The sequence below is a fragment of the Sphingomonas sp. M6A6_1c genome (genome assembly GCF_053345135.1).
In genome coordinates, this window is record NZ_JBKEZO010000001.1 from 271,271 (window position 1) to 296,213 (window position 24,943).

At 66.9% G+C, this 24,943-nt stretch carries 18 protein-coding genes and 1 tRNA gene; 11 read left to right on the forward strand and 8 right to left on the reverse strand.

From position 1 onward, the window contains the following. Positions 1-163 precede the first annotated feature (163 nt). The 4 genes from ACLBWH_RS01205 to ACLBWH_RS01220 all read right to left on the reverse strand — a co-directional run bounded on the left by ACLBWH_RS01205 (position 164) and on the right by ACLBWH_RS01220 (position 6,238). Positions 164-1,660 carry a tryptophan halogenase family protein gene (locus tag ACLBWH_RS01205; protein WP_447796189.1) on the reverse strand — a complete coding sequence of 499 codons (1,497 nt, stop codon included), beginning with the start codon at positions 1,658-1,660 and terminating at the stop codon, positions 164-166. A 76-nt stretch (positions 1,661-1,736) separates the two neighbouring features. After that, on the reverse strand, positions 1,737-4,646 hold the full coding sequence (locus ACLBWH_RS01210) for a TonB-dependent receptor (protein ID WP_447796191.1): 2,910 nt from the start codon (positions 4,644-4,646) through the stop codon (positions 1,737-1,739). A 178-nt stretch (positions 4,647-4,824) separates the two neighbouring features. Next, positions 4,825-5,496 carry a DUF6445 family protein gene (locus tag ACLBWH_RS01215; RefSeq protein ID WP_447796193.1) on the reverse strand — a complete coding sequence of 224 codons (672 nt, stop codon included), beginning with the start codon at positions 5,494-5,496 and terminating at the stop codon, positions 4,825-4,827. 253 nt (positions 5,497-5,749) lie between these two features. Then, positions 5,750-6,238: a MarR family transcriptional regulator gene (locus tag ACLBWH_RS01220; RefSeq protein WP_322849171.1), complete on the reverse strand. Its 489-nt coding sequence runs from the start codon at positions 6,236-6,238 to the stop codon at positions 5,750-5,752. 60 nt (positions 6,239-6,298) lie between these two features. On the opposite strand from ACLBWH_RS01220, the gene ACLBWH_RS01225 reads away from it, so the two are divergent. Together ACLBWH_RS01225 and ACLBWH_RS01230 are read left to right on the forward strand one after the other, a co-directional pair. After that, positions 6,299-7,405, forward strand: coding sequence for a branched-chain amino acid aminotransferase (locus ACLBWH_RS01225; protein WP_322849170.1), 1,107 nt, complete (start codon positions 6,299-6,301; stop codon positions 7,403-7,405). An 81-nt stretch (positions 7,406-7,486) separates the two neighbouring features. After that, positions 7,487-7,561: transfer RNA gene (locus ACLBWH_RS01230), tRNA-Gln, on the forward strand. 154 nt (positions 7,562-7,715) lie between these two features. On the opposite strand, the gene ACLBWH_RS01235 is transcribed toward ACLBWH_RS01230, so the two are convergent. From ACLBWH_RS01235 to ACLBWH_RS01245, 3 genes are all read right to left on the reverse strand, one after another. Then, positions 7,716-8,387: a hypothetical protein gene (locus tag ACLBWH_RS01235; RefSeq protein WP_447796195.1), complete on the reverse strand. Its 672-nt coding sequence runs from the start codon at positions 8,385-8,387 to the stop codon at positions 7,716-7,718. Next, positions 8,371-10,548, reverse strand: a complete 2,178-nt coding sequence (locus ACLBWH_RS01240) for an alkaline phosphatase family protein (RefSeq protein ID WP_447796196.1) — start codon at positions 10,546-10,548, stop codon at positions 8,371-8,373. The genes ACLBWH_RS01235 and ACLBWH_RS01240 overlap by 17 nt, the downstream gene beginning before the upstream one ends. 199 nt (positions 10,549-10,747) lie before the next feature. After that, complete coding sequence (locus ACLBWH_RS01245) at positions 10,748-11,080, reverse strand: hypothetical protein (protein WP_447796198.1); 333 nt, start codon at positions 11,078-11,080, stop codon at positions 10,748-10,750. On the opposite strand from ACLBWH_RS01245, the gene ACLBWH_RS01250 reads away from it, so the two are divergent. From ACLBWH_RS01250 to ACLBWH_RS01285, 8 genes are all read left to right on the forward strand, one after another. Next, entirely contained in the window at positions 11,055-14,042 is a 2,988-nt protein-coding gene (locus ACLBWH_RS01250) for an autotransporter outer membrane beta-barrel domain-containing protein (protein ID WP_447796200.1), read from the forward strand. The two genes, ACLBWH_RS01245 and ACLBWH_RS01250, sit on opposite strands and share 26 nt — an antisense overlap. Before the next feature lie 76 nt (positions 14,043-14,118). Then, the gene (locus ACLBWH_RS01255) at positions 14,119-15,501 is read left to right on the forward strand and encodes an RNB domain-containing ribonuclease (RefSeq protein WP_447796201.1); all 1,383 of its coding nucleotides are present in this window, start codon (positions 14,119-14,121) and stop codon (positions 15,499-15,501) included. Between the two features lie 123 nt (positions 15,502-15,624). Next, positions 15,625-17,040: an alginate export family protein gene (locus ACLBWH_RS01260; protein WP_447796203.1), complete on the forward strand. Its 1,416-nt coding sequence runs from the start codon at positions 15,625-15,627 to the stop codon at positions 17,038-17,040. A 61-nt stretch (positions 17,041-17,101) separates the two neighbouring features. After that, positions 17,102-18,763, forward strand: a complete 1,662-nt coding sequence (locus ACLBWH_RS01265; RefSeq protein WP_447796204.1) for an inorganic phosphate transporter — start codon at positions 17,102-17,104, stop codon at positions 18,761-18,763. A 140-nt stretch (positions 18,764-18,903) separates the two neighbouring features. Beyond that, positions 18,904-19,374 carry a hypothetical protein gene (locus ACLBWH_RS01270; protein ID WP_447796206.1) on the forward strand — a complete coding sequence of 157 codons (471 nt, stop codon included), beginning with the start codon at positions 18,904-18,906 and terminating at the stop codon, positions 19,372-19,374. Next, on the forward strand, positions 19,375-20,475 hold the full coding sequence (locus ACLBWH_RS01275) for a L,D-transpeptidase family protein (RefSeq protein WP_447796207.1): 1,101 nt from the start codon (positions 19,375-19,377) through the stop codon (positions 20,473-20,475). 52 nt (positions 20,476-20,527) lie between these two features. Continuing rightward, positions 20,528-21,340: a YihY/virulence factor BrkB family protein gene (locus tag ACLBWH_RS01280; protein WP_322849161.1), complete on the forward strand. Its 813-nt coding sequence runs from the start codon at positions 20,528-20,530 to the stop codon at positions 21,338-21,340. Next, a complete protein-coding gene (locus ACLBWH_RS01285; RefSeq protein WP_447796689.1) occupies positions 21,337-22,599 on the forward strand; it encodes a DUF2254 domain-containing protein in 1,263 nt (420 codons plus the stop codon). The genes ACLBWH_RS01280 and ACLBWH_RS01285 overlap by 4 nt, the downstream gene beginning before the upstream one ends. A 175-nt stretch (positions 22,600-22,774) precedes the next feature. Here the strand turns inward: ACLBWH_RS01285 and ACLBWH_RS01290 are convergent, their stop codons facing one another. After that, on the reverse strand, positions 22,775-23,347 hold the full coding sequence (locus tag ACLBWH_RS01290; RefSeq protein ID WP_447796209.1) for a TetR/AcrR family transcriptional regulator: 573 nt from the start codon (positions 23,345-23,347) through the stop codon (positions 22,775-22,777). Between the two features lie 103 nt (positions 23,348-23,450). Here ACLBWH_RS01290 and ACLBWH_RS01295 point away from each other — a divergent pair, with 103 nt between their 5' ends. Further along, the gene (locus tag ACLBWH_RS01295) at positions 23,451-24,857 is read left to right on the forward strand and encodes an amidase (protein WP_322849159.1); all 1,407 of its coding nucleotides are present in this window, start codon (positions 23,451-23,453) and stop codon (positions 24,855-24,857) included. Positions 24,858-24,943 lie beyond the last annotated feature (86 nt).

The window sequence follows — 24,943 nt, forward strand, 5'->3', positions numbered from 1 at the left end:
AGAGAGTGCGTTCGCGCAGAGGCGCGGAGGACGCAGAGGTGTTGCGCTCGCCGCCTCGGTGGCCCGTCCTATCCACCGATCGCGATGACCGGATTGCGTGCGCACTTCGAGGGTCTTCTCCGCGCTCTCCGCGCCTCTGCGCGCACCGATCCTTCTCGCCCGTTCACCGCACCTTGCAATGCCGGTCGATGAACGCCGCATGCGTCGGCATCGCGGCCGCCTCGCGGCGGTAGAGCAGCTCCAACGTTTCCATATATTCGCCAAGGTCGCCGGGCTCGATCTGGTCGGCGAGCGGGTGGTGCGCCCGCGCCTCCACCCCCTGCCCCGCAAGCACCTGCAGCCAGCCGTCTTCGGTGAACAAATCCTCCTGTTCGCGGACGATCGTGCCCGCCTCCTGCCAGAGCGCGATCTTGGCGCGGAGGGTGTCGGGCAGCGCCATGTCGCGACAGGCCCGCCAGAAGGGTTCGTCGCGGCCGTTCGCCCAATAATGGAGGATCAGGAAGTCGCGGATGCGTTCGATCTCGGTTCCGGTCTCGCGGTTATATGCGTCGCGGAGCGCGGCGGCGATCGGCAGCGCGGGGAGCAGCTTGATCAGCCGCGCGATGGCGGACTGGATGAGATGGATGCTGGTCGATTCCAGCGGTTCGAGGAAGCCGCTCGCCAGCCCCATCGCGACGACATTGTGGCTCCACGCGCGCTTGCGGCGGCCGGTGACGAAGCGGAGCTGGCGCGGATCGCCCTGCGCCTCGCCCTCGATATCGGCGAGCAAGGTGTCGGCGGCGGCATCGTCGCTGGTGAAGGCGCTGCAATAGACGTGGCCGTTACCGGTGCGATGCTGGAGCGGGATGCGCCATTGCCAGCCCGCGGCGCGCGCGATCGCGCGGGTATAGGGCGGCGGCGGGCCGACATTGGCGCTTGGCACGGCGATCGCGCGGTCGCAGGGCAGCCAGCGGCTCCATTCCTCATAGCCGGTGGCGAGCGCACCCTCGATCAGCAGACCGCCGAAGCCGGTACAGTCGAGGAACAGGTCGCCCGCGATCCGCTCGCCGGAATCGAGCAGCAGCGCGGCGACGTCGCCGCTCTCGCCGTCGCGCTCGACATGGGCGATCCGGCCTTCGGTGCGCTCGACGCCGCGGTTGACCGCGAAGCGGCGGAGATAGGCGGCATAGAGGCCCGCATCGAAGTGGAAGGCATAAGGCAGCGCCGGGATGGTCGGCGCGGTGAGCGGGCCGCCGCGGTGCATGCGGCCGGCGCGCGCGGCGATGTCGTTCAGGCAATAGGCGTCGAGCGGCCTGGCCAGCCCCAGCCGGCGCGCGCGCAGCCAATAATGCTGGAAGGCGATCAGCCCGACGTCGCGGCCGACGTCCCCGAACGCGTGCATGTAGCTGTGGCCGGGCGCGCGCCAGCCGTCGAAGGCGATGCCGAGCTTGAAGGTGCCGCCGGTGGCGCGGAGGAAGGCATCCTCGTCGAGGCCGAGCGCCTGGTTGAACAGGCGGATCTGCGGGATCGTCGCCTCGCCGACCCCGACGGTGCCGATCGCGTCGGATTCGATCAGGCGGATGCGATAGCCGCTCTCGAGGAAGCCGCCCAGCGCTGCCGCCGCCATCCAGCCGGCGGTGCCGCCGCCGGCGATCACGATCGTGGTGACGGATGCTGTCATGCCCTTGGCCTATCGACAAAAAGGGCTGCCGTCACAGGACGACAGCCCAGCTTCGGGGGAGGAATGGAGATCGGCGTCAGAATTTGTAGGTGATGCCGATATAATAATCGCGGCCGTAGCGCTGATAGTCGATCACCTGCCGCGGATCGTCGTTCTGATAGGTGATGAACGGACGGTCGGTCAGGTTCTTGGCTTGCGCGAGGATCGAGAAGCCCTGGAGGAAGCCCTCCTGGAATTCATAGCCGATCTGCGCATCGAGGATGCCTTCCGACTTGGCGGTGCGATAGGTCGGCGACGCCGAGAGGCCGGCGACCTCGGCGAGGAAATCCGAGCGGTAGCGATAGTTGGCGCGCGCCTGGAAGCCCCATTTCTCGAAATAGATCGTGCCGCTGCCGGTCCATTTCGACAGGCCGGGCAAGGTGATCGCCTGCGTCGGGTTGCTGGCGAACTTGATCGTCGACTGGGTGTAGTTGCCGCTCGCGAAGATGCCGAAGCCGTCGAGCGCGCTGGTGATCGCCTTGAACGGCAGCGAGATCGTCGCCTCGACGCCCAGCACCTCGCCGCGACCGGTGTTCGCCGGCGCGCTGACGTTGCCGATCGTCTGCGCGGCGGCGACGACCTGCGCCTGCTGTGCCGCGGTCAGCGCCGGCAGCAATGCGGAGAAGTCGTAGGCATAGCTGTTGTTGGGATCGACGAAGTCGGTGAGGTGCTTGAAATAGCCCGACAGCGCGACATAGCCGCCGGCGTCGAAATATTTCTCGAACGACATGTCGATGTTGGTCGACTGATACGGCCGCAGCGCGACGTTGCCGCCGGTCGAGCTGAACACCGGGAACAGGCCCGCGGGGGTCCGGCCGATGTTGGTCAGGTTGATCGCCACGTCCTGCGTCACCCGCTCCTGGTCGAGCCGCGGGCGCACCATCGTCTGCGAGGCGCCGAGCTTGACATAGCCGTTGTCGATCAGCTCGACCGACAGCGTCGCCGACGGCAGCACGTTGGTATAATTCACCTTCTGGTCGGCCGGTGCGACGGTGACGTTGCCCGTGACGACGCTGGCGATCTGGCCCACCGAACGCTGTTCGGAGTGGACCACCTGCACGCCGAGGGCGCCCTTCACCGTCTTGCCGCCGAGCTCGCCGTCGATGGTGAGCTTGGCATAGCCGGTGTAGACGTCCTCGATCACGCGATTGTCGCGGACCAGCGAAGACGGCCGATTGTCATAAGCCGCGTTCAGCGCGTTGTTGTAGACGTAGAGCGGGTCGTAGGTCAGCATCGCGGGGACGCCGAGATAGTCGAGCGGGATGTTGGTGCCGAGCAACGCCTCGCTCGGCACCGCGGCGCTGGTCGGCGTGCCGCTGGCGACGGTGCAGCCGGTCCCCGCCCCCTTCGGACACAGGAAATAGGAGGTGTAGGCGCTGGTCTTCTCGCGCCGGCTGTAATTGCCGCCGACCTCCCAGCCGCGCACCAGGCTGCCGTCGAATTCGCCGTTGAGGCTGGCGCGCAGCGACTTGAGATCGTCCTTGAACTTGGGCTGGTTGAGGAAGCCCGACTGGACCACCGCCTGCGTGCCGTTGTTGCCCCAGCCCTGCGGATCGGTGAGGCGCAGGACGTTCGTGTTGGTGTAATCGAGCGTCGGTACGATCCGGTAGGTGCCGTTGGCGTTCTGCGTCACGCTCACCGTGTCGGCGACGCCGCTCTTGGCGAAGCCGGTGCCGGTGTTGGTTTCGAGCAGGAAGTCGGTACGCGTCGCGCGGCTCCAGCTCGCATCGACGTTGAAGTGGAGGCGCTCGCCAAGCTTGATGTCGTTGTTCCAGCCGAGCGACAGGTTCTTGGCCTTGCGCTGGTTATAGTCGTTGCGCTGCACCGCGAAGACGTTGGTGAACGTCGTCGTCGTCGCGAAGCCGTTGTCGACGGTGATGCCGCTGCGCGTCGGATCGGAGAAGCCGAGCGGGAATTCGATACCGCGCAGCCGCTGCGTTTCGGTGAAATCGGAATAGAGCGCGTCGAAGGTCGAGTGGAACACCTCCGACGGCTGCCATTCCACCGTGCCGACCGCGCCGTAGCGTTTCAGCTCGTTAGACTGGACATAGGGTTTGGCACCGCCGAGGATGAAGGGATCGGCGGCGGTGCCGGTGCCGGGATAGCCCCAGGCGTTGTAGCGCTCGTCCTGCGACGGCGTCTGCGTGCCCGACACGCCGATCGCGATGCCGAGCGTGTCGTTGGCGAATTTGTCGATATAGGTCGCCGAGGCGCGATAGCCGTAGCGCGACGAATCCGGATTGAGATTGTCGATGCCGTTCATCTGGCCGCGCGCGTTGATCGCGAAGACGCGGTCGCGCTGGTCGAGCGGGCGGAGCATGCGCAGGTCGACGGTGCCCGAGATGCCCGCCGCGATCAGCGACGCGTCGGCGGACTTGTAGACGTTGACGTTGCGAAAGAATTCCGACGGATATTGATCGTATTCGACGCCGCGGTTGTCGCCTACGGTCACCTGCTCGCGGCCGTTGAGCAGCGTGGTCGAGAAATCGGGGCCGAGGCCGCGGATCGACAGGCGCTGGTCGCGGCCCTCGAGCCGCTGCGCGGTGACGCCGGGCAGACGCGCGAGCGAATCGGCGATCGACACGTCGGGCAGCTTGCCGACATCCTCGGCCGAGACGCTGTCGACGATCAGCGTCGAATCGCGCTTGATCTTGGCGGAATTGGCGAGGCTGGCGCGGATGCCGGTGACGACAATCTCGCCGCTGTCGGTGGCGTTGTCGGCGGTCTGCGCCTGCGCCGCATCCTGATTGGGGGTCGGCTCGGCGGCCGGGGCCGGCGCCTGCGCGGTCGCCGCGGCGGAGGGATTGGCGGTCGGTGCCTGCGGATCGGGCGCTTCCTGCGCGAAGGCGGCACCGCCGGTGACCAGCAGCACGCTGGCGATCGTCACGGTGCTCGAACGCAGCGCGATACGGGCGCGACGCGTGAATACGGAATCGGTCTGGGACACGAAGAAATCCTCCCCCTGGTGGCGTCATGCCCCCACCCGCTCCATCGCGGATGATCAGCTGACTGGTTGCCCGGCTTGTGAACGCGGGGGGATTAGGAGCCAAGTCGGCCACATACGTATTCACGACAGTCGCCGGCGGGCGACGCCGCCGTCGTGCTTTTCGTGCAACGTTCGTCGCTTAGTCGGTCGCGTCGAGGAAGGTGTTGACGGTCAGCCGCCCGGTCGCCGGATCGGGGTCGAGCGCGAGGTCCGCGGGCAGGTCGGCGCAATGCAGCGTGTTCGAGCGATAGAGGATCGCGCGATTGAAGCGGCCTTCGTGCACCGCGAGCCGTTCGAACAGCGGCGTGTCGCCGGCGATATAGCCCGCCCCGGGCAGGCCGTGGCGGAGGAGGTCGGCGTCGAGCGCGGCGCGATACGGGGCGAGCCGCGTCGCATCGATCGATTCGAACCCGGTGGTGCGGTGGCGGTAGAAAGCGGTGCCGCTACGCTCGTCGGGCGAGAGATAGTGCAGCAGCGCCAGCCGCCGCGGCGACAGTTCGTCGAAATGCGGCAGGCGCTGGATCGGGGTCAGCGCTGCCGGCGGCGTGGTGACGATCGAATAAAAGGCATCGGCGATCGCCAGCCCACCGACCCCGAACACCGCCCGCGCGACGGGATCGAGCCGGACGAGCAGATCGTGCAGCATCCGCGGCGCGACGGGCGCGCGGATACCGGGATAATGCGCCCCGATCGGCGCGAACGACAGGAAGGCGGCATCGTCGCGGAAGCGTGCGGCGTCGGCAAAGCCGTCGATGACCACGACCGGCTGCGCCTCGGCGCCGTGGCGGGTGATGGCGATCGTCCACTCCATCGCCGGGCGTGTCGGACATCGCGACGGAGAATGCAATCGGCGCAGATGGATAGCGGTCGTATCACCGAGCCTCGACCGGCGGCTCGCGGAGCAGATTGGCGGCCATGAACGCGACGAAGGCAGCGACCTTCGGCGAGGGACGGCGGCTGGCGGGCCACCACCCTGTCAGACCCCGCGGATCTGGTAAAATCTGGTTGCAGGCTAGACCATGGCGTTCACCGGCGGGAGCGGCGACGGCGCCTGCCCCCACCCGTCAGGAGCGCAGGCCCTCGACCAGCGTCAGGTCGATATCGGGGATCATCCCCTCCAGCACCGCCCAATAGCCCGACACCGCATCCTGCCCGGCGGTCTGATAGGCCTGCGACATCTTGATCCGCACCGCCTCGAACAGCTCGTTCTCCATCCGCGCACCCTCTTCGGTCAGGCGCAGCAGGCGCTGGCGGCGGTCGCGTTCGCCCGGTCGGGTCTCGACCAACTTGCGGTCGGTTAGTTCGTTGAGTACGCGACCCAAGGACTGTTTGGTGATCGCGAGCAATCCCAGCAACTCGCTGACCGTCAGGTCGGGTTTGCGCGCGATGAAATACAGTGCACGATGATGCGCGCGGCCCAATCCCTGTGCTGCGAGCCCCTGATCGACGGAGCGGGTGAGATGGCTATGGCCAAAATACAGCAATTCCATGCCGCGACGCAATTCGGGCTCGCGGAGAAACTGGGCGGAAGCGGAGGGAGCTGTGGCAGCCATGTTGACCAGTTTAGCCCCCGCTCGTACGCCACCGCAACCCCTGATGCCTGAGAGAAATCGATGACCCGTGTTTCGCCGGCCGCCACGCCGACCTTCCGTTTCGATCGCAGCGCCACCCCGGTCGAGGCCAACGAGCGCGCCGCGCGGCTGGTCGACCCGGGTTTCGGCCGCGTCTTCACCGATCATATGGCGGTGATCCGCTACAACGAGGCCGAAGGCTGGCACGACGCCGCGATCACCGCGCGCGCGCCGATCACGATCGATCCGTCGACCGCGGTGCTGCATTATGCGCAGGAGATTTTCGAGGGGCTCAAGGCCTATCGGCTCGACGACGGCGGCACCGCATTGTTCCGCCCCGACGCCAATGCGCGCCGCTTCAACAACAGCGCGCGCCGGCTGGCGATGCCCGAGCTGCCCGAAGAGCTGTTCCTCGCCTCGTGCCGTCAGCTCGTCGCCACCGAGCGCGACTGGTTCCCGCAGATCGATGGCGGCGCGCTCTACCTGCGTCCGTTCATGTTCGCGAGCGAGGCGTTCCTCGGCGTCAAGCCGTCGTCCGACTATCTCTACATGGTGATCGCCTCCTCGGTCGGCGCCTATTGGAAGGGCGGCGCGCGCGCCGTGTCGATCTGGGTCAGCCAGAACTATACCCGCGCCGCCCCCGGCGGCACCGGCGAGGCGAAATGCGGCGGCAATTACGCCGCCAGCCTGCTCGCCCAATCGGAGGCGATCCGCCAGGGCTGCGATCAGGTCGTCTTCCTCGATGCGGTCGAGCGGCGCTGGGTCGAGGAATTGGGCGGGATGAACGTCTTCTTCGTGTTCGACGACGGTTCGATGGTGACGCCGCCGCTGACCGGCACGATCCTGCCCGGCATCACCCGCGATTCGATCATCCGCATCGCGCGCGACCAGGGCATCGCGGTCCGCGAGGAATTGTACGGCATCGACCAATGGCGTGCCGACGCGGCGAGCGGCCGCCTGACCGAGGCATTCGCATGCGGCACCGCGGCGGTGGTGACGCCGATCGGCGAGGTCGCAGGCGTCGACGGCCGCTTCACGATCGGCAGCGGCGGCACCGGGCAGCTGACCCAGCGCATGCTCGATGCGCTGTCGGCGATCCAGCGCGGCCGCGCCGCCGACCCGCACGGCTGGCTGCAGCGGCTCGACTGACTTTTCGCGGGGCGGTCGTGAAAACTGGTGCCGGCGGGGCTTTCCAACCCCGCCGACCCGGCTATAAGGCCGCCTCCTCGTTGGGGCGTCGCCAAGTGGTAAGGCAGCGGCTTTTGGTGCCGCCATCCGCAGGTTCGAATCCTGCCGCCCCAGCCAGTTTATATCCAGGCGATTGATCGAATTGGCTGACGCCGGTCCGCGCACCTCAGTGTACCGTCGACCGTGGCAATGGTGTGCGCGGGGAGATCGTCGTCCTTGGCCTCGCTCCGGCATCTCTATCGCCGCGATCACCGACGCGAGGGTAAGCGCCTTAGTCGTTCTGGATGTCTCGCGTCGCGTCATCGTGGATGAAGCCGCGGTCATTTGCTTGAAAAAGCCCGCCGTCAAACTTGGCTCGATCTATCGTCTCGACCCGCCAGATCGGGTGACCCGGCCCGCTTGCGATCAGCAGCGGCACGGCGTTCGCGCTATCCCAGCAGATCGACGTGGTGCGGTTCGCGTCCTTGAGATCGTACCAGCGGCAGGCTGCGGGCGTTTTCGGCATCGGCGACAGCGGGGCGCGTGCGACCAACCGATAGCTGCCCTTGGGGTGGCGAAGGCCGTGCGCCAGATCGAACCAATCGGTGAAATTGCCGATCCGATACAGACTGGCGCGATCGACGCGCGTGCTGGTGTGCTTGCGCGGATCGATCACCTGCATGGTGAAATCGGCGGTGCGCGGATCGTGATGGATCAGCGTGGTCACGACCCCGTCGGTCACCCGCTTGAGGCGGACCGCGCCGTCGCGCCAGATCTCCACGCGATGGATGCCGTCGCTGGTGCGGTACATCACCTTATAGTGAAGCCGGCGCGGTTCCTTGGTGGTCGCGAAGACGGTGGCGAAGTCGAGCGAGGGCGGCGCCGCGCACAGCGCCGGCGCCGACACGGTGGAGGTGGCCAGCGCCACCCCCACACCGATGATCCGCTTACTGGCGCTGCGCACGGGCGAAGTCGAAGTAGCGGTACGTCTTGCCGTCGACGGTCAGGTCCTTGACCTGCAGCAGCACCGTATAGGTCCCGCGCGGGAACACCGGGTCCGGCGTGCCGCCGGTCGGATCGGTCGGCACTTCGAAGCGAAGCCCGGTCGCGCTGCTGGTGGGCGCGACCGACGCGGCCGCCACCGTGGGCGTGCCCTTGCTGGCCGGCGTGGCCAGTGCCTCGTTGATCACGCGCCCATCGGCCTGCGGCATCGACAGGCCGAGCAGATAGGCGACGGTCGGCGCGACGTCCACGTTCCCGGTCGGCGTGGTCAGCACCGCCGCCTTGCGGAACGACGGCCCCGCAGCGATCAGCGTATTGTGCACGTCGGTGCTGCCGAAGCTGCCGTGCATGCCACGCTGCCCGCCGACGCTCTCGAATTCGATGCCGGACTTGCCCTGTACGGTGACCGTTTCGTCGGAGGAGAAGCTCACCACCACGTCGGGCTGGCCGTTGCCCTTTCGCGCGGTGTTTTCGAGGTTGACCTGGCTCATCTGCAGCGTGCCCGGGATCTGGCCGTAGCGGCTATCGACGAAGATCGCGCCATATTCCTCGCGCTGCTGGAGGAAGCGGACCAGATTGGCGATCGTGGTGGCGTCATGGCTCGGCACGTAGAAGTAGTCCGAGCCACCATTGGCGGCAACGACGATGCCATTGGCCGGCAGACTGCCCGGCGCCGGCACGCGGAAGCTGGCCACCGGGCTCGCCAGCGTCGACGAGATCGCCTGATAGTTGGTGTTGGCGGCGCCGCACAGCGTGCCGGTGGTGTCGCGGCGTAGCGGGATCGTCGGCGTGCCGTTGGCCTTCAGCCCGTACATCGCGCTGGTCGAGCAGCCGGCGCCGTCATAGGCCTTGAAGCCGCGATAGGTGAGCAGGTCGGCGGAGCGGACGTCGCCCGAGAAGCTGAAGCCGTTGGCGCTCACCGCGCCGAGCGTGGCGGCACTGGTTCCGCTGGTCGAACCGTTGACGGGCGCGCCATTGGGTGCGGTCGCGGACGGCGTGATCGCGCGCAGCGGGTAGAGCGAGAGCGGTCCCGACACGGTCGAATGGGCATGATCGGAGACGACGACGATATTCGTCGATCCATCGATGCCCTGCGCACGGAGCGCGGCCATCAGTTCGCCGAGGCGGGCATCCTGCGACCGCAGGCCGGCGCGGACGTTGGATGTGCCCGGCCCGTAGCCGTGCTCGACGTTGTCGGGGGTGCGGAACCAGATGAGCGAGAGCATCGGGTTCTTCTTGGGCAGGATGTAGTTGGTGAAGGTCGCCATCATATATTTGTTGGCGGCGTCCTCGGGCGCTCCCTGCGTGGTGTCGGAGGAATCGCGTGCCGCCACGGTCAGCGCACCGGCGGAATCGTAAGCGGTCGTGTTGAAGGTGACGTAACCGGCCCGCGCCGTCGGGCTGCCGTTGTTGGCCGAGAGCGTCACCGCGTCCGTGCCGGCATAGCCGTTCACCGTATTGGCAGGCAGCGGAATGCCGGCGGTTTGCAGCTCCGTCGCCAGGGTGCGCGGCTGAACCGTATTCTCGTCGAGGAACAGGCCGCCCTTCCCGAGATCCTGGATATAGGCCGCACCGCTCTTGCCGATGGTCGCCGTGGTCATGCCGGCAGCCTGCGCGGTCGCGAACAGGCTCTTCACCAGCAGCAACTGGCCCCCGTAATAAGTGTTGAGCGTGTTCAGCACCTGATAGTCTTCGGTGAACACGGGATCGACATAGTCCTGCGCCGTGCCGCCGGCGCTATTGCCGGCGGGAATGGTGTTCCCGCTGCCCTGCGGCGGCGTCCAGAAGGTGTTGCCGTAGAAGCCGGACGTCTTGGGGAACGAGCCGGTGGCGAACGACGAGCCGTTCATCATTGTGAACGTCGGATAGGTCGAATGATTGTCGGGGAAACTGACGCCCGCCTGCTGGAGCGCGTACAGGTTCGGCGTGTCCGCCTGCGTGACGTCGTCGGGACGCAGGCCGTCCCATACGAAGATGATCGTCCGGGTCGCTGCCTGCGCCGTGGGGGTCGGCGTCGCCGTCGGGCTGGGTGCGGGCGTCGGTGCGGCGCCATTGTCGTCGTTGCAGCCCGCGAGCAGAGCCGCGGACGCGCACAGGGCAAACATCGTATGACGTATCTTCATCGGCCGGGGCTCCACCCTGTCGTCGGCGGCTCGCCAGCAACATTTCGTAACAGCAACTAGGCGCGGTGCGTGACGCATCTGTGACTAAGCCGTTAAGGATATGTTGCGTCGGACGATCTGACGAACACCGATCGACGCGCTTGGTGAACGCGCATCGCGTTTGCCGTCCTGACCGTCACCGGATTGTCACCGATCCGGCCTAGCCAACCATCTGAAAACTGCAGCGGATCGACCCAAGCCGCGCGGATGAGGGGCAGATCATGATGAACACCGCGCGCACTCGGACCCGCTTGCTCACCGCTTCGGCGATGGGTCTGGCATCGGCAAGCCTGCTCCCCGCCGCGCCGGCATTGGCGCGATGCGTCACCACGGCCGCCAACACCGCGGTATGCGACGCAACCACGCCAAATCCGGACACCGCGCAGCAGAATGCGGGGACCATCACCGTCAATCCCGGCGCGGCGATCGCCAGTGCGAGCAACCCGGCGGTGACCGAGACGGGGACGGTGATCGCCATCACCAATTCGGGCACGATCAGCTCCACCGCCGCCGGCGGCCGTGCGATCAACGTGTCCGGGGCGAACAATGCGCGCACGATCACCTTGGTGAACAATGCCGGGGCGACGATCACCAGCCAGGACGATGCGTTCCGCGTCAACATCAACCCGACCGGCGGCAGTATCCGCGTCGACAATTTCGGCACGATCCAGACCACCGCCGGTGGGCAGGCGCTCGACTTCGACTCGGCCGGATCGGGTGCCGCGTCGATCGTCATCAACAATTATGCCGGCGCGTCGCTGCGATCGTTCGGACAGGACGGCATTCGTCCCGGGCAAGGCGCCGTCGTCACCAATGCCGGCACCATCTATGCCGACGGGGCGGCCAACAACAATTACGACGGGATCGACTTTCAGGCGAACGGCGGCACCGTCAACAACCAGGCGGGCGGGCTGATCTCCGGCCTGCGCCACGGCATCACCAGCGATGCCGGCGTGACGGTGACGAACGGCGGCACGATCCAGGGCCGCAACGGCTCCGGCGTCGGCTCGGATGGCACCGGCACGGTGACCAACACCGGCACGATCACCGGCGCATGGGATGGCGTCGCCACCAACGGCGACGGCGATGGCGTCGACATCGATCTGGTCGCGACCATCGTCAACTCGGGCACGATCCAGGGCCTCAGCGCCAGGGGCGTCGATTCGGGCGGGCGGCCGAACTCGGCGGAGGGCATCGCGATCGGCGGCGGCTCCGTCACCAACAGCGGCACCGTGTTCGGCGCCGGCAACGCCATTCTCGTCAACCTCGATACCAATCCGGGTGGCGCGGCGGTTGCCGCGACGACGATCACGAACACCGGCCTCATCCGCGGCGGTACGGGCTATGCCGTTCAGCTGGTTGGCGGGTTCGATGACGGCATCACCAACAGCGGCACGATCACCGGCGGAACGCTCGGCGCGATCGACATGGGCGGCGGCAACGACACGCTGGTCAATACCGGATCGATCACCGGCGCGGTGAACATGGGCGATGGGAACGACGCGCTCACCAACGCGGGCACGATCACCGGCAATGTCAGCCTCGGCGCCGGCGACGATACGCTCACCTTGCTGCCCGGATCGGTCATCGCGGGCACGCTCGACGGCGGCGCCGGGACCGACGTCGTGACGCTTGGCGGTACCGGCGCGGGCAATTTCGCCGGCGGGTTCAATTTCGAGCGGCTCGATGTCGCCGGTGGCACGTGGACGCTGGGCGGCAACGCGACGGTCCCTGCCCTCACCACGGTCGCCCCGACGGCGACGCTGGTCGGCACCACCGCCAATCTGACCGGTGCCCTCGTCGATCGCGGCACGGTGCGGATCGATCAGAGTTTCGATGGCACCTTCACCGCCAATCTCACCAGCACCGGTGCGCTGATCAAGGCCGGCACGGGCAGCGTGACGATCGGCTCGCTGCCCGGATTCTCCGGCGCGACCAATCTCCTGGCCGGCCAGCTCGTCGTCTTGGGCAGCGTCGGCTCGCCCGTGACGGTGAGCGGCGGCACGCTGGCCGGCACCGGATCGGTGGGCAGCGTGTCGCTCCTCTCGGGTGCCACGATCTCGCCGGGCGTCAACGGCGTCGGCACGCTGACGATCGCAGGCAATCTCGTCCAGGCAGGGGGCTCCAGCTACGCTGCCACGATCAACGGTGCGACCAGCGATCTGCTGCGCGTCGCCGGTTCCGCGACGATCGGAACCGGCGCCCAGCTTGTCGTCACCGGCAGCACCGGCACGGCCCCGATCGGCACGCGCTACACGCTGATCACCGCCGCTGGTGGCATCACCGGCAGCTACACGCTGGTCCAGCCCACCGCGGGCGCGACGGAACTGCGCGCCGGGCAGAACGCCGGCGCGTATTACGTCGATCTGGTACGCAGCGCCTCCGGCCTCACCTCTTTCGCCGTCACCGGCAACCAGACGGCCGTCGTCGGCGCCTTCAGCCGCCTCGGGGCAGCCAATGCGGCCTATGCGGCCCTTACCGCCACCGCCGCCGATGCCGCCGTGGCGCCGGCGCTTGACCTGCTGTCGGGCGAGATCCACGCATCGCTGCGAACCGCCGCCGTCCGCGATGTCGAACTGGTCCAGCAAGCGGTGCTGAGCCGCGCCCGCGAGCATACCACCGGCATCGGCCTCTGGGGACAATTCGTCGCCAATTCGGGCCAGGACGATGGCGCCCGCGCGCTCGGCATCGCCAAGCAGCAACGCGACACGCTCGGCGGTGCAGGAGGCATCGACGCGGCCGTGGGCGGCGCGGAGACGATCGGCCATATCGGCCTCGCCGGCGGCTATACCCATGACGACGTCGACCTCGACGCGCGGGCGAGCAGCGCGCGACTGGAGGGCAAGCACGTGCTCGCTTATGCCGGCGGCGCATTCCGGGGTGCGCTGGTCAGCGCCGCGGTGGGCTATACGTGGCTCGACAGCAAGACCCGCCGCGCGGTGAGCTTCGACGGGTTCGGCGATACGCTGCGCGCTGACTATCATTCGCACATCGTGCATGCGGTGGCCGAGCTCGGATATGCGATCCCGCTGGGTGGCGGCACCTTCGAGCCGTTCGTGAGCGGCGCCGCCTATCGCATATCCAGCGACGCCTTCGACGAGCGCGGCGGGGCGGCAGCACTGCACGGCGAGGCGACGCATCAGAGCTTCGTCACCAGCTATGTCGGCGCACGCGTGGCGACGCCGATCGTCGACGGTTTGATGGTGAGGGGTAGCGGCGCCTGGCGGCACGGTTTTGACGATCATCGTTATGGAACCGCGACCTTGTCCTTCGCGAACGCGGCGGTGCCGTTCAACGTCGCCGGCGCGCCCTTGTCGCGCGATGCGGCGACGGCCAGCCTCGAAATGGTCTGGGCTCCGTCCGATCGCATCAGGGTCGCGGGCGGTTATGAAGGCGTGATCGGCAACCAGACGGTCGACAACGGAGCCAAGGTCAGTGTGTCCTTTGGCTTCTGACCAGCGTTAGGCAGCCAACGGCGCACCCGGCGGCGGTGCTTTGCAAGCGCGCGGGTCGGGTCCATGGTCCCGCGTTATGAAAACGCTTCTCGACCCGGATCGCGCTCTTGCCGACGCTCTCGCTCGGATCCGCACCGAATTTCAGATTGTCGCCGATTTTCCGCCACTCGTGATCGCCGCGGCGGACGCTGCGGTTCGCCGTTCTCCGACGCAGCATGTCGATCGAACACGGACGCGTTTCGTGACGCTCGACCCGGCCACCTCCAAGGACCTCGATCAGGCGTTTGCGATCGAGCAGGCGGGATCGGACCTGCTGCTGCATTATGCGATCGCTGATGTCGCCTGGTTCGTGGAGGATGGCGATGCGCTCGATATCGAAGCGTGGAAACGGGGAGAGACGCTGTATCTCCCCGACGGCAAGGCGAGCCTCTATCCGCCGATCCTGAGCGAGGGGGCTGTCAGTCTCCTGCCGAACGCGGACCGCCCGGCCGTCGTCTTCGCCGTGCGCGTCGCCCCGGACGGCGCAGCGCGGCTCGACGGTGTCGAGCGCGCGATCGTTCGATCATCCGCCAAACTCGCCTACGATACGGTGCAGCCCGCGGATCTCCCGATCGAATTCGCTGAAATCGCCCGCCGTCTTCAGGCCGCTGAGCTCGCACGCGGCGCCGCCCGGATCGATCCGCCCGAACAGGAAGTGAGCCGGCAGGCCGGCGGTCGGCTGCAACTCGGCTTTCGCCCCCGTCTCCGGTCGGAAGAGCAGAACGCGGCGCTGTCCCTGGCGACGAACCTCGCCGTCGCCGAGACGTTGCAGGCCCACCATACGGGGCTCTTCCGGGTGATGGCGGGACCCGACGATGCCGCAGTGAACCGGCTGCGTCACATCGCTCAGGCGCTGGAGCTGACCTGGCCGGTGGATGTATCGCTCGATACATTCTCGCGCACGCGCGACCCGAACGATCCGACCGACGCAGCCTTCATGCTCGCCATCCGCCGTGCCGGAAACGGAGCCTCCTATGCGCCGTTCAAAGCGGGCGAGATACCTTGGCATGCAGCGGTCGCGGCAACCTACGCCCAGGCGACCGCGCCGCTGCGCAGGCTTGCCGACCGCTACGTCATACGCGCCGCACTCGCTGTCGCGAACGGCGAGCCTGTCCCGGAACCGGTAAACACCGCATTCGAGGCGCTGCCCAAGGTGATGGGCAAGGCCGACGCTCGTGCGGGGCAGATCGAACGCGCCGTCGTCGACGTCGCAGAGGCGGTCCTGCTGTCGGAGCGTGTCGGCGAGGTCTTCGCGGCGACGATCATCGACACGGATGATCGCGGCGCGCGTATCCAGCTCAACACCGTGCCCGTTGTGGCCAGGCTGGCGGGCGCAGGCCGCAAGCCGGGTGAGACCATCGATGTGGAGTTGAGCGAGGTCGATGTCGACCGACGAACGATGCGCTTCGTCGCTGCATAGGGATGGAGCGTCGAATGATCGCGGCTTTCCAAACTTGGACCGCGAAGGTCCGGCAATAGGGCTTTTCGATCGGACCATCCGCCTTGTCATAAAAAGGCAGCTAAATGTTTCCAAACATGTCTGATGTTTATCGTCCGACCGCCTTTCGCGCTCGCGGTGCTGATCGCCGCCGCCACGTCCGCGGCGGTCGGAGCGCAGTCGCTGCCTGCGTCCCCCGCTTCCTCGGTCGAGAAGCCCGGGAAGGAGGAAACCGCCCCCAAGAAGGATGAGACCGGCCTGCTCGTCACCGCGTCGAGCCGGCTGCGCTACGAAACCGTCGATGGCAGGCCCCGGCCGGGCTACGCCACCAGCGAGGACGTCGTCCTGCTGCGAACGGGCATCGCCGCCGAATATGGGCCGGGGCCGTTCGCGATCGGCGCCGAACTCATCGACAGCCGCGGGTACGACATCGGCAAGACGAGCCAGATCGGCCGCGACGACGTCAATGCGCTCGAAGTGCCGCAAGCCTATGTCAAGCTGCGGCTCGACGATACGCCCGGGCTCGGCGGCCGGCTGGCGGTGCAGGCGGGACGGTTCCTGCTCAACCTGGGCTCGGGCCGGCTCGTCGCGACCGACGAATATCGCAACACGGTGAACGGCTTCACCGGCATCCAGGTGGAGCTCGATCCCGATCGCAACCATGCGGTCACGCTGTTCTACGTCCTGCCGCAGGAGCGCCTTCCCGATGCGGCGGAGGCGATCCGGCGGAATGCGGTGAGGATCGACCGCGAGACGTTCGATGACGTGCTGTTCGGCGGTCTCCTCCGGCGAAAGGCGGTGCTCGGCGCGGCGCAGCTCGAACTCGGCTTTTACCGGCTCGTCGAACGCGATTCGCCGGGGCGCACGACCGCCGATCGCCACCTCAACACCTTCGATGCGCGCCTTGCCCGCGAATCCGCAGCGCGGGTCGTCGATTACGATCTCGAGGGCGTCTTCCAGACCGGCCGCGCCAGCGATTCGACGATGGCGACCGCGACCAACGCGCGCGTCGCCGCAGGCTTCGCGCACGCGGCGATCGGCTATACCTTTCCGCATCGCTTCAAACCGCGGGTCAGCCTGTTCTACGATTATGCCAGCGGCGACCGGCCGGGCGGCAGGCTGACGCGGTTCGATACGCTGTTCGGCAGCCGGCGCGACGACCTCGGCCCGTCAGGGACCTATGCGGGCGTGGCGCGCGAAAATCTCAGCGCGCCCGGGGTGCGGTTCGAGGCGAAGCCGGGCAAGCGCGTCGAACTGCTCGCCGATTATCGCGGCCTCTGGCTCGCGTCGCGGTACGACCGTTTCTACAATGTCGTCGATCGCACCGGCAGATCGGGCAGCTTTGCCGGGCAGCAGCTCTCGGGCCGCCTCCGCCTGTGGCTGATCCCCGATCACCTGCGGCTGGAAAGCAATGCGGCACTTCTCTTCAAGGGCCGCTTTCTCAGGGAGGCGCCGCAGGCGCTGGCGCGCGACCACGATCTCACCCGCTTGATCGAGACGAACGTCCAGGTGACGTTCTGACCGTCGGAGCCATTTGCGCTGCCATGCGTAGCGGCAGCACGGGAAGCAGGAGCATCCTAAGATGACAGCAGCATCGGCAATCGACACGACGAAAGCGGATGCCACCGCGCCGGACGAACCGAGGATCCGCCTCGACCACAACGTGCATCCGGCCGCGACGATCGGCTTCCTCGCCGTGCTGCTGGCGGGACTGGCCTATGCCGGAACCAGCATCGTGCTCGACACGCAGCGCGTCGGCGAACCCCTGGCGATCGGCGCGTTCCTGTTCCTCGGGCTGGCGCTGGTGATCGCGCTGGGCTTCGAATTCGTCAACGGCTTCCACGATACCGCCAACGCGGTCGCCACGGTGATCTATACGCATTCGCTCAAGCCGGTGTTCGCGGTCGTCTGGTCGGGGACCTGGAATTTCATCGGCGTCCTCGTGTCGACCGGCGCCGTCGCCTACAGCATCATCACGCTGCTGCCGGTCGACCTGATCCTCAACGTCGGCAGCGCCGGCGGATATGCGATGATCTTCGCGCTGCTGATCGCCGCGGTGGTCTGGAACCTCGGCACGTGGCTGCTCGGCTTGCCCAATTCGTCGAGCCACGCGCTGATCGGTTCGGTGCTGGGCGTCGGCGTCGCCAACCAATGGCTGGCCAGCGGTGCGAGCCCGACCGCGGGCGTCGAATGGGGCCAGGCGGAAAGCGTGCTGCTCGCGCTGTTGGTCAGCCCGGTGATCGGCTTCGTCGGCGCGATGCTTCTGCTCTGGGCGATGAAGCGCGTCCTGCCCGATCGCCGGCTCTACGAGGAACCCAAAAGCGACCAGCCGCCGCCGATCCACATCCGTGCCCTGCTCGTCTTCACCTGCACCGCCGTCAGCTTCGCGCACGGCAGCAACGACGGGCAAAAGGGCATGGGGCTGATCATGCTGATCCTCATCGGCGTCGCCCCCACTGCCTATGCGCTCAACCGCACCATGCCGGACAGCTCGACGCCGGCGTTCGTCCAGACGGCGTCGATGGCGCAAGGCGTCTTCCGCGCCAAAGCGGCAGGCGAGACGATCGCCCCGCGTCGGGCGCATGCGGTCCTGCAAGAGGCGCTGCGCACCCGCCGGACCGATGCGCCCCAGGTATACGCCGCGCTCGACACCGTATCGGGCGAGATCGTCAACGATCTGAAAAGCTATGGCTCGCTCCGCAAGGTGCCCGCGGCACAGACGAAGAACGTGCGCAACGAGATGTACCTCGTCTACGACACCGTACGGCTGATGACCGAGAAAGAGGATGCGGCGGCGGCACGGTTCCCCGACGGCGGCGCCAAGGCGCTGACCGCCTATCAGCATTTGCTGGAGAAGGGGACGCGCTACATTCCGACCTGGGTCAAGATCGCCGTCGCATTGTCGCTCGGGCTCGGCACGATGATCGGCTGGAAGCGCATCGTCGTCACCGTCGGTGAAAAGATCGGCAAAGCGCATCTGACCTACGGCATGGGCGCTGCCGCCGAGCTGATCGCGGCAAGCACGATCCTCCTCGCGCAGTTCAAGGGCATGCCCGTGTCCACCACGCACATCCTGTCGAGCGGCGTCGCCGGCACGATGGTCGCCGATGGCGCCGGACTGCAACGCAGCACGATACGCAACATCGCGCTGGCGTGGATCATGACCCTGCCGGCGGCGATGGTGTTGTCGGCGGGCCTCTACGCTTTGCTCCTCACGCTCGTCCGGCTGATGGGATTGACGTAAATCTCGGCCGACAAGTGGTCATTCGCCTCCCCGGTTTCCCGCTTAGGCGACAATGGTTCGGGCTATGCGCGTGACCATATGCGATTTTATGATCCGAACCCTTCGGTTATGATCCGGATGGCCGGTTCGCTCGTTGGACCATGATGCCGTTCATGTTCCCGAAGCTTTGCCTGGTTCCCCTGCTCATCATCCTGCCCCCCGGAGCGGCGAATGCGGGAACCGGTGGAGCCGGCATTGCCGCCGAACCAGCCACCTCCGCTGCGATCGACAAGACCATTGTTGCTGACCCGCAGCTACGGTCGCTCTACACGCAATCGCAATGGCGGGCGTTGTGGTCGTCGCAAGCCGCGCAGGCATTGACCAAGGCGCTGGCCGACCGCGGTCGGCACGGCCTCGATCATCTGGCGTTTACGGTCGCCGACGCGGGCGATCCGGTCTCCGCCGACGTGGACGTGGCGCTGTCGCGGGCAGCGCTCGACTATGCGCAGGCGCTCGCCGTCGGCCGCGTCGATCCCGCATCGCTGCACGAAGTCTATACGCTGCCCCGCCCGAAGATCGATCTCGTCGCGGGTCTTAGGGGTGCGCTCGCGGCGGGTAATCTGGGTGAGTGAATGGAGTCGCTGGCTCCGCAAGACGCGGACTATCGTGCGCTGTCGGACGCGTATGTACGCTTCGACCGCGCGGCGGAGACCGGCAGGCCGGTCGAGCCCCTGTCGGGCGGGCTCATCCGGGTCGGCGATCGCGACGCGCGCGTTCCCGCCATCGCCGGCCAGCTCGCCGAAAGCGGTTATCTCGTCGCGACGGGACCTGCGGCATCCTTCGATACGGCCGCGCCGGCACTGCCCGCCACAGCCGGCAGTCCGGCACTTTATACGCAGGCAATGGCGGACGCGCTGAAGGGCCTGCAGACCGATTATGGCATCGCCGCCGATGGCGTCGTCGGCCCGGCGACGCTCAAGGTGCTCAACCTCGGCCCCGGCGATCGGGCGCGAAGCCTTGCCGTGGCGCTCGAACGTCGCCGCTGGCTGGCGCGCACGCCGCCGGCGACGCGGATCGACGTCAACACCGCCGCCGCGCAACTCTCTTATTATCGCGACGGCACGCTCACGGATAGGCGCAAGGTCGTGGTCGGCGAGCCGGGCCATGAGACGCCCGCGCTTGCCTCGCCGATCTTCCGGCTCGTCGCCAACCCGACCTGGACCGTGCCGAAATCGATCCAGAACGGCGAAATGGCGAACGTCGGCAGCGACTATCTGCAAGCGCACAACATGATCCTGCGCGACGGCTGGATCGTGCAGCAGCCCGGACCCGACAATGCGCTCGGCCTCGTCAAGTTCGACATGGCGAACGACCAGGCGATCTACCTGCACGATACCTCGGCACCGGCGCTGTTCGAGCGCAGCCAGCGCCACCTCAGCCATGGGTGTGTCCGCGTCGCGGACGCGCTGGGCTTCGCACAGATGCTCGCAGACGACGAAGGCGTGTCCGAAGCGTGGCAATCCGCGCAGGCGAGCGGCGAAACGACGTTCGTGCCGCTGCCCAAGCGCATCCCGGTGCGATTGCTCTATCACAACGTCTATGTCGGCGACGATGGAGCGGTCGCGTTTCGCACCGATCCCTATGGCTGGAATGACCCGATCGCCGAGCAATTGGGCTTTGCCAAGGGATCGGCGCGGCGTGCGGAAGCCCGGGCGATCGACGTTGGGCCCTAGCCGCGACGGTCGCCGTCGCATCCTGACGGCGATCCCGATCCTGTCCGCAACCGTGCGCAGCGCGGTCCGCGACGATTTCGGCATCGCCGCCAGCTCGATCGCCTTCGCCGCCTTCCTCGCGCTCATCCCGTTGATCGGGCTCGTCGCGGGAGCCTATGGCATGTTCGTGCCGCCCGCAGTGGTCGCGGACAATCTCGGCAAGCTCGTCGCGATCCTGCCGCGCGACGCGCAGCGCCTCGTCGCTGCCAATCTCGACACCACATTGCTGAGCGATCGCGGCGGGATCCCGACCTTGATCCTGTCGGTCGGCATCACGCTGTTCAGCGCGCGGCGGGCCGGCCGTTCGCTGTTGCACGGGATAAACCTCGCCTATCGGATCGAACGCGAACGACGCGGCCTGCGACGGCAGCTCGTCTCGACATGCCTCGTATTAGGCTGCGCCGCGCTGGTGCTGACCGCCCTCATCTCACTGTCGATACTCGCCTTCCTGCAAAGCTACGTTCCGGACGGCCTGCCCGGCGCCCGCCTCGCCTCTGCGGTCATCCTGTTCGGTTCGCTGACGCTGGGCGCGGGCGGCGGGCTGATCGTCATCTATCGCTATGCACCCGCTTCCGAGGCGATACCCTGGCGTTGCGCGCTGCCCGGCACGATCGCCGGGGTGATCCTGTGGCTGGCCGCAACGATGGCGTTCCGCGCCTATGTCGCGCGGTTCGCGCGGTTCGACGACACCTACGGCTCGCTGTCCGCGGTGGTGGTGCTGATGCTCTGGCTGATGGTGTCGGCATGGAGCCTGTTGCTTGGCGCCCGCCTGAACGCCGAGGCGATGCGCCATACCGGCGACCGGATAAAGGAGCGCATTGCATGAGACAATATTCATGGATCCTCCGCCGGATCATCAGGCAGATCTGGTTTCGCGCGGCGATCATCAGCCTGTTGAGCGTGGCCCTGGCGATCGTCGCCGGCGTCATCACGCCGTATCTGCCCTATACCTTCACCGCGGACATCGGGCAGCGCTCGGTCGGCACGATCCTCCAGATCATGGCCTCCAGCATGTTGGCGGTCACGACCTTTTCGCTCACCGCGATGGTCAGCGCCTATTCGTCCGCGACGCAGCTCGCCACCCCCCGCGCCACGCAATTGATGGTCAGCGATCCGACGTCGCAGAATGCACTGTCGACGTTCCTCGGCGCGTTCGTCTTCTCGATGGTGGGAATCGTCGGGCTGAATACCAGCGCCTACGGGCATGACGGGCGCATCATCCTGTTCGCCGCGACCGTGGTCATCATCCTGTTGGTCGTCGGCACGCTGCTGCGCTGGATCGGCCACATCACCGCGTTCGGTCGCATGGCCGATGTGATCGACCGGGTCGAGGACGCGGCGACGAAAGCGATGACGGCGTTCGTCGAGCACCCGCATTTGGGAGGGCGTCCTGCGATCCGCATACCCGACGACGCCGTGGCGCTGACCGCCCCGCAGACCGGCTACATCACCCATATCGACGTGGCCGCGCTCGGTGCGCTTGGCCGGCGCCATGATCTGACGATCCACGTTTCGGTTCTGCCCGGAGCGATGATGCATCCCGCCCGCACGCTTCTTCATGTCGAGGGCGACGCAGCCGGCGACGTCCACGCCGCGTTGATCGATGCCTTCACGATCGAGCGACATCGCAGCTTCGATCAGGACCCGCGACTGGGCCTGATCGCTTTGTCGGAAATCGCCAGCCGTGCGCTGGCACCGGCGACGAACGACCCCGGCACCGGCATCGAGGTGCTCAATGCCCTGCTGCGCGTCTTCCTGACGCTCCGTCACGACGCCGCGGCCGCCCCGCACGACGAGAACACCTATCCGGTCCATATCGCGCGGCCGACGATGTCGGACATGCTGGCCGATGCCTTCGGCCCCATCCTGCGCGAGGGAGGTGAGGAGGTAGAGGTGTCGCTGCGCCTGACCAACACGCTGGCGGCGATGCATGCCAACATGCCAGCGGCTCGGGAAGACATCGAACGCTGGGCAACGCGCCATGCGAACCGGGTCAGATCGGCAATGGCGGATCCGGACGACGTGGCTACGTTCGAGCAACGATTCGAAAGCCTATGGCACGCCCGCCGATCGGGCGATGGTTGAGATCAAATACCGGCGCGACCGACCCACAAGCGGACGTTCAGCCTGCCCTTCCCCCGCCCTCGATGTTCTACGATGCTGGATCGGCGGATGTCGGAGCCGATGAGACGGCACTTCCCGCCTCCACAATCGCGCCGTTCCGCGCCCCGGCGTTCGATCGGGCTACCGGGCCGGGATTTCACGCCGGCAGCAGACCCGTCTGTCGATAGGCGTCGACAAGGTTATCGAACAAGCCAATGTCGGACCGGCTTCTCGCCATGAGCTGCGCACCCGCGATCGATGCGAAGATCGCCCGTGCCTGCGCCTCTGCCGCTCCGGTCGAGTCGGCGATCCCGGCGGACACAAGCATATGGCTGAGCCAGGCAACGTTGACGTCGGTGAAGGCGTGGACCTCCTTCATGACGGCCTCCGGCAGATCGTCATGCTCCGCCGACATGAAGCTGCCGAGGCACAGCCGGTTCTCGCTCTCGAGCGACCGGCGAAATACCTCCGGGTATCGCCGCAACGATGCCTTGGGCTCTTCCTCCTCGGCATGGATCGCATCGAGATCGGCCGCGGCATCCTCCCAGTAGCGCTTGGCGACAGCAGCCCCCAGGTCGGCCTTGCTTGCGAAGTGATGGTAGATGCTCGCCGGCTTGATGCCGACGCGGTCGGCCAGTTCGCGAAAATTCATGCCGTTATAGCCATGCGCCTGCGCGATCCGCCGGGCCTCGGTGAGGATGATTTCCTTCACGTTCGTCGTCGCTACCATTTCCGCTCCACGCGCCTACCTAACGATCGTTAGTTAGCCGTTGACGGCTCCATTGTGAAGACCTAACAATCACTCCCTAACGAACGTTAGGTAGGAGGCATTTATGAGCGACGACATCATCTTTTCCGACGCAACCGGTCTTGCCGAGCTGATCCGCACAAAGGCGGTGTCCCCCGTGGAGGTGATGCAGAAGCACCTCGATCGAATCGAGACCGTGAACCCGGCGATCAACGCCTTCGTAACCCTCGCCGATGGCGCGATGACGGCGGCGAGGGTCGCGGAAGCGGCCGTGTTGGCGGGCGAAGACCTCGGTCCGCTGCACGGCGTGCCGTTCACCGTCAAAGACTCGATCGACACCGCGGGCGTATTGACGCAGCGCGGCTCCCCGATCTTCAAAGGCCGGCGGCCGGATGCCGACGCGACCAGCGTCGCCCGCATGAAGACGGCCGGTGCCATTCTGCTCGGCAAGACCAACCTGCCCGAGTTCTCCTATTGGATCGAGAGCGACAACCTTCTCTCCGGCCGATCGAACAATCCATGGGATGTGACCCGCACGCCGGGCGGCTCCAGCGGTGGCGAGTCCGCCGCCATTGCCGCTGGCATGTCACCGATCGGACTCGGCACGGATCTCGCTATCTCGGTTCGCGGTCCAGCGGCACAGACCGGCATCACCTCGATGAAAGCGACGCACGGCCGGGTGCCGATGACCGGCATCTGGCCGCGTGCACCCCGCCGCTTCTGGCACGTCGGCCCGATGGCGCGGTCGGTACGCGACCTCGCCCTCGCCTTCTCGCAGCTTGCGGGTCCCGACGGCCATGATGCCTTCGCGACCAGCACCGTGCAATTCGACGCCGGCATCGGGCGCCAGCCCGATCGCCCGCTGCGCGTGGGCTGGATGGTCGGCCCGGGTTTCGGCCCGGTCGACGCCGAAGTGACGGCGACGGTCAGGGCCGCAGCGGAGGCGCTGAAGAATCTCGGCATCCACGTCGAGCAGGTCGGCATTCCGGCGCTGGAGCGCGACTTCGCCCTGGACGCGTTCAACCGGATCCACGTCATGGAAATGAAGCCCGCCTTCCGCGCGGCGACCACCGGTCACGAAGACCAGATGTACACGATGGCGAAGACGATGCTGTCGCTGCCCGACACGTCGATGGCCGACTTTATCGAGGCCGAGCAGGCCGTCGAACGCATCCGTGACGGCTATGCGGAATATTTCCGCGATTTCGACGCCCTCATCACCCATGTGCTGCCGATCCCGGCACACAAACATGGCGTCGACACCTTCGTCATCGACGGGCAGACCGTCGACGCGACCTATCTTCAGGGTGCCACCGTCCCACTCAACCTCACCGGACTGCCGGGGATTTCGATGCGCTTTGGCACGAGCACGGAGGGCTTGCCCATCAACGTGCAAGTCGTCGGTAGCTGGCTTGCGGAATCCACGATCCTGCACGTGGCTTCGCTGCTGGAAGGCGTCAGCCCGGTGCGCCATCTGCGCCCTCTCCTATGACGGTGAAGTGCCCCCGGTCGGTGTCTCCGGGGGCGCTCGCCGGCTCCGGCCGCCCGAATTCCCGCAAAGCCTCCCGGCGGCGTTCG

Bases quoted from the DNA above. Each gene is read 5' to 3' on its own strand.
- ACLBWH_RS01285 (WP_447796689.1), top strand. From the start codon at position 21,337: ATGAGACAATATTCATGGATCCTCCGCCGGATCATCAGGCAGATCTGG.
- ACLBWH_RS01260 (WP_447796203.1), top strand. From the start codon at position 15,625: ATGTTTATCGTCCGACCGCCTTTCGCGCTCGCGGTGCTGATCGCCGCC.
- ACLBWH_RS01295 (WP_322849159.1), top strand. From the start codon at position 23,451: ATGAGCGACGACATCATCTTTTCCGACGCAACCGGTCTTGCCGAGCTG.
- ACLBWH_RS01225 (WP_322849170.1), top strand. From the start codon at position 6,299: ATGACCCGTGTTTCGCCGGCCGCCACGCCGACCTTCCGTTTCGATCGC.
- ACLBWH_RS01220 (WP_322849171.1), bottom strand. From the start codon at position 6,238: ATGGCTGCCACAGCTCCCTCCGCTTCCGCCCAGTTTCTCCGCGAGCCC.
- ACLBWH_RS01205 (WP_447796189.1), bottom strand. From the start codon at position 1,660: ATGACAGCATCCGTCACCACGATCGTGATCGCCGGCGGCGGCACCGCC.
- ACLBWH_RS01275 (WP_447796207.1), top strand. From the start codon at position 19,375: ATGGAGTCGCTGGCTCCGCAAGACGCGGACTATCGTGCGCTGTCGGAC.
- ACLBWH_RS01270 (WP_447796206.1), top strand. From the start codon at position 18,904: ATGATGCCGTTCATGTTCCCGAAGCTTTGCCTGGTTCCCCTGCTCATC.
- ACLBWH_RS01240 (WP_447796196.1), bottom strand. From the start codon at position 10,548: ATGAAGATACGTCATACGATGTTTGCCCTGTGCGCGTCCGCGGCTCTG.
- ACLBWH_RS01290 (WP_447796209.1), bottom strand. From the start codon at position 23,347: ATGGTAGCGACGACGAACGTGAAGGAAATCATCCTCACCGAGGCCCGG.
- ACLBWH_RS01215 (WP_447796193.1), bottom strand. From the start codon at position 5,496: ATGGAGTGGACGATCGCCATCACCCGCCACGGCGCCGAGGCGCAGCCG.
- ACLBWH_RS01265 (WP_447796204.1), top strand. From the start codon at position 17,102: ATGACAGCAGCATCGGCAATCGACACGACGAAAGCGGATGCCACCGCG.
- ACLBWH_RS01255 (WP_447796201.1), top strand. From the start codon at position 14,119: ATGAAAACGCTTCTCGACCCGGATCGCGCTCTTGCCGACGCTCTCGCT.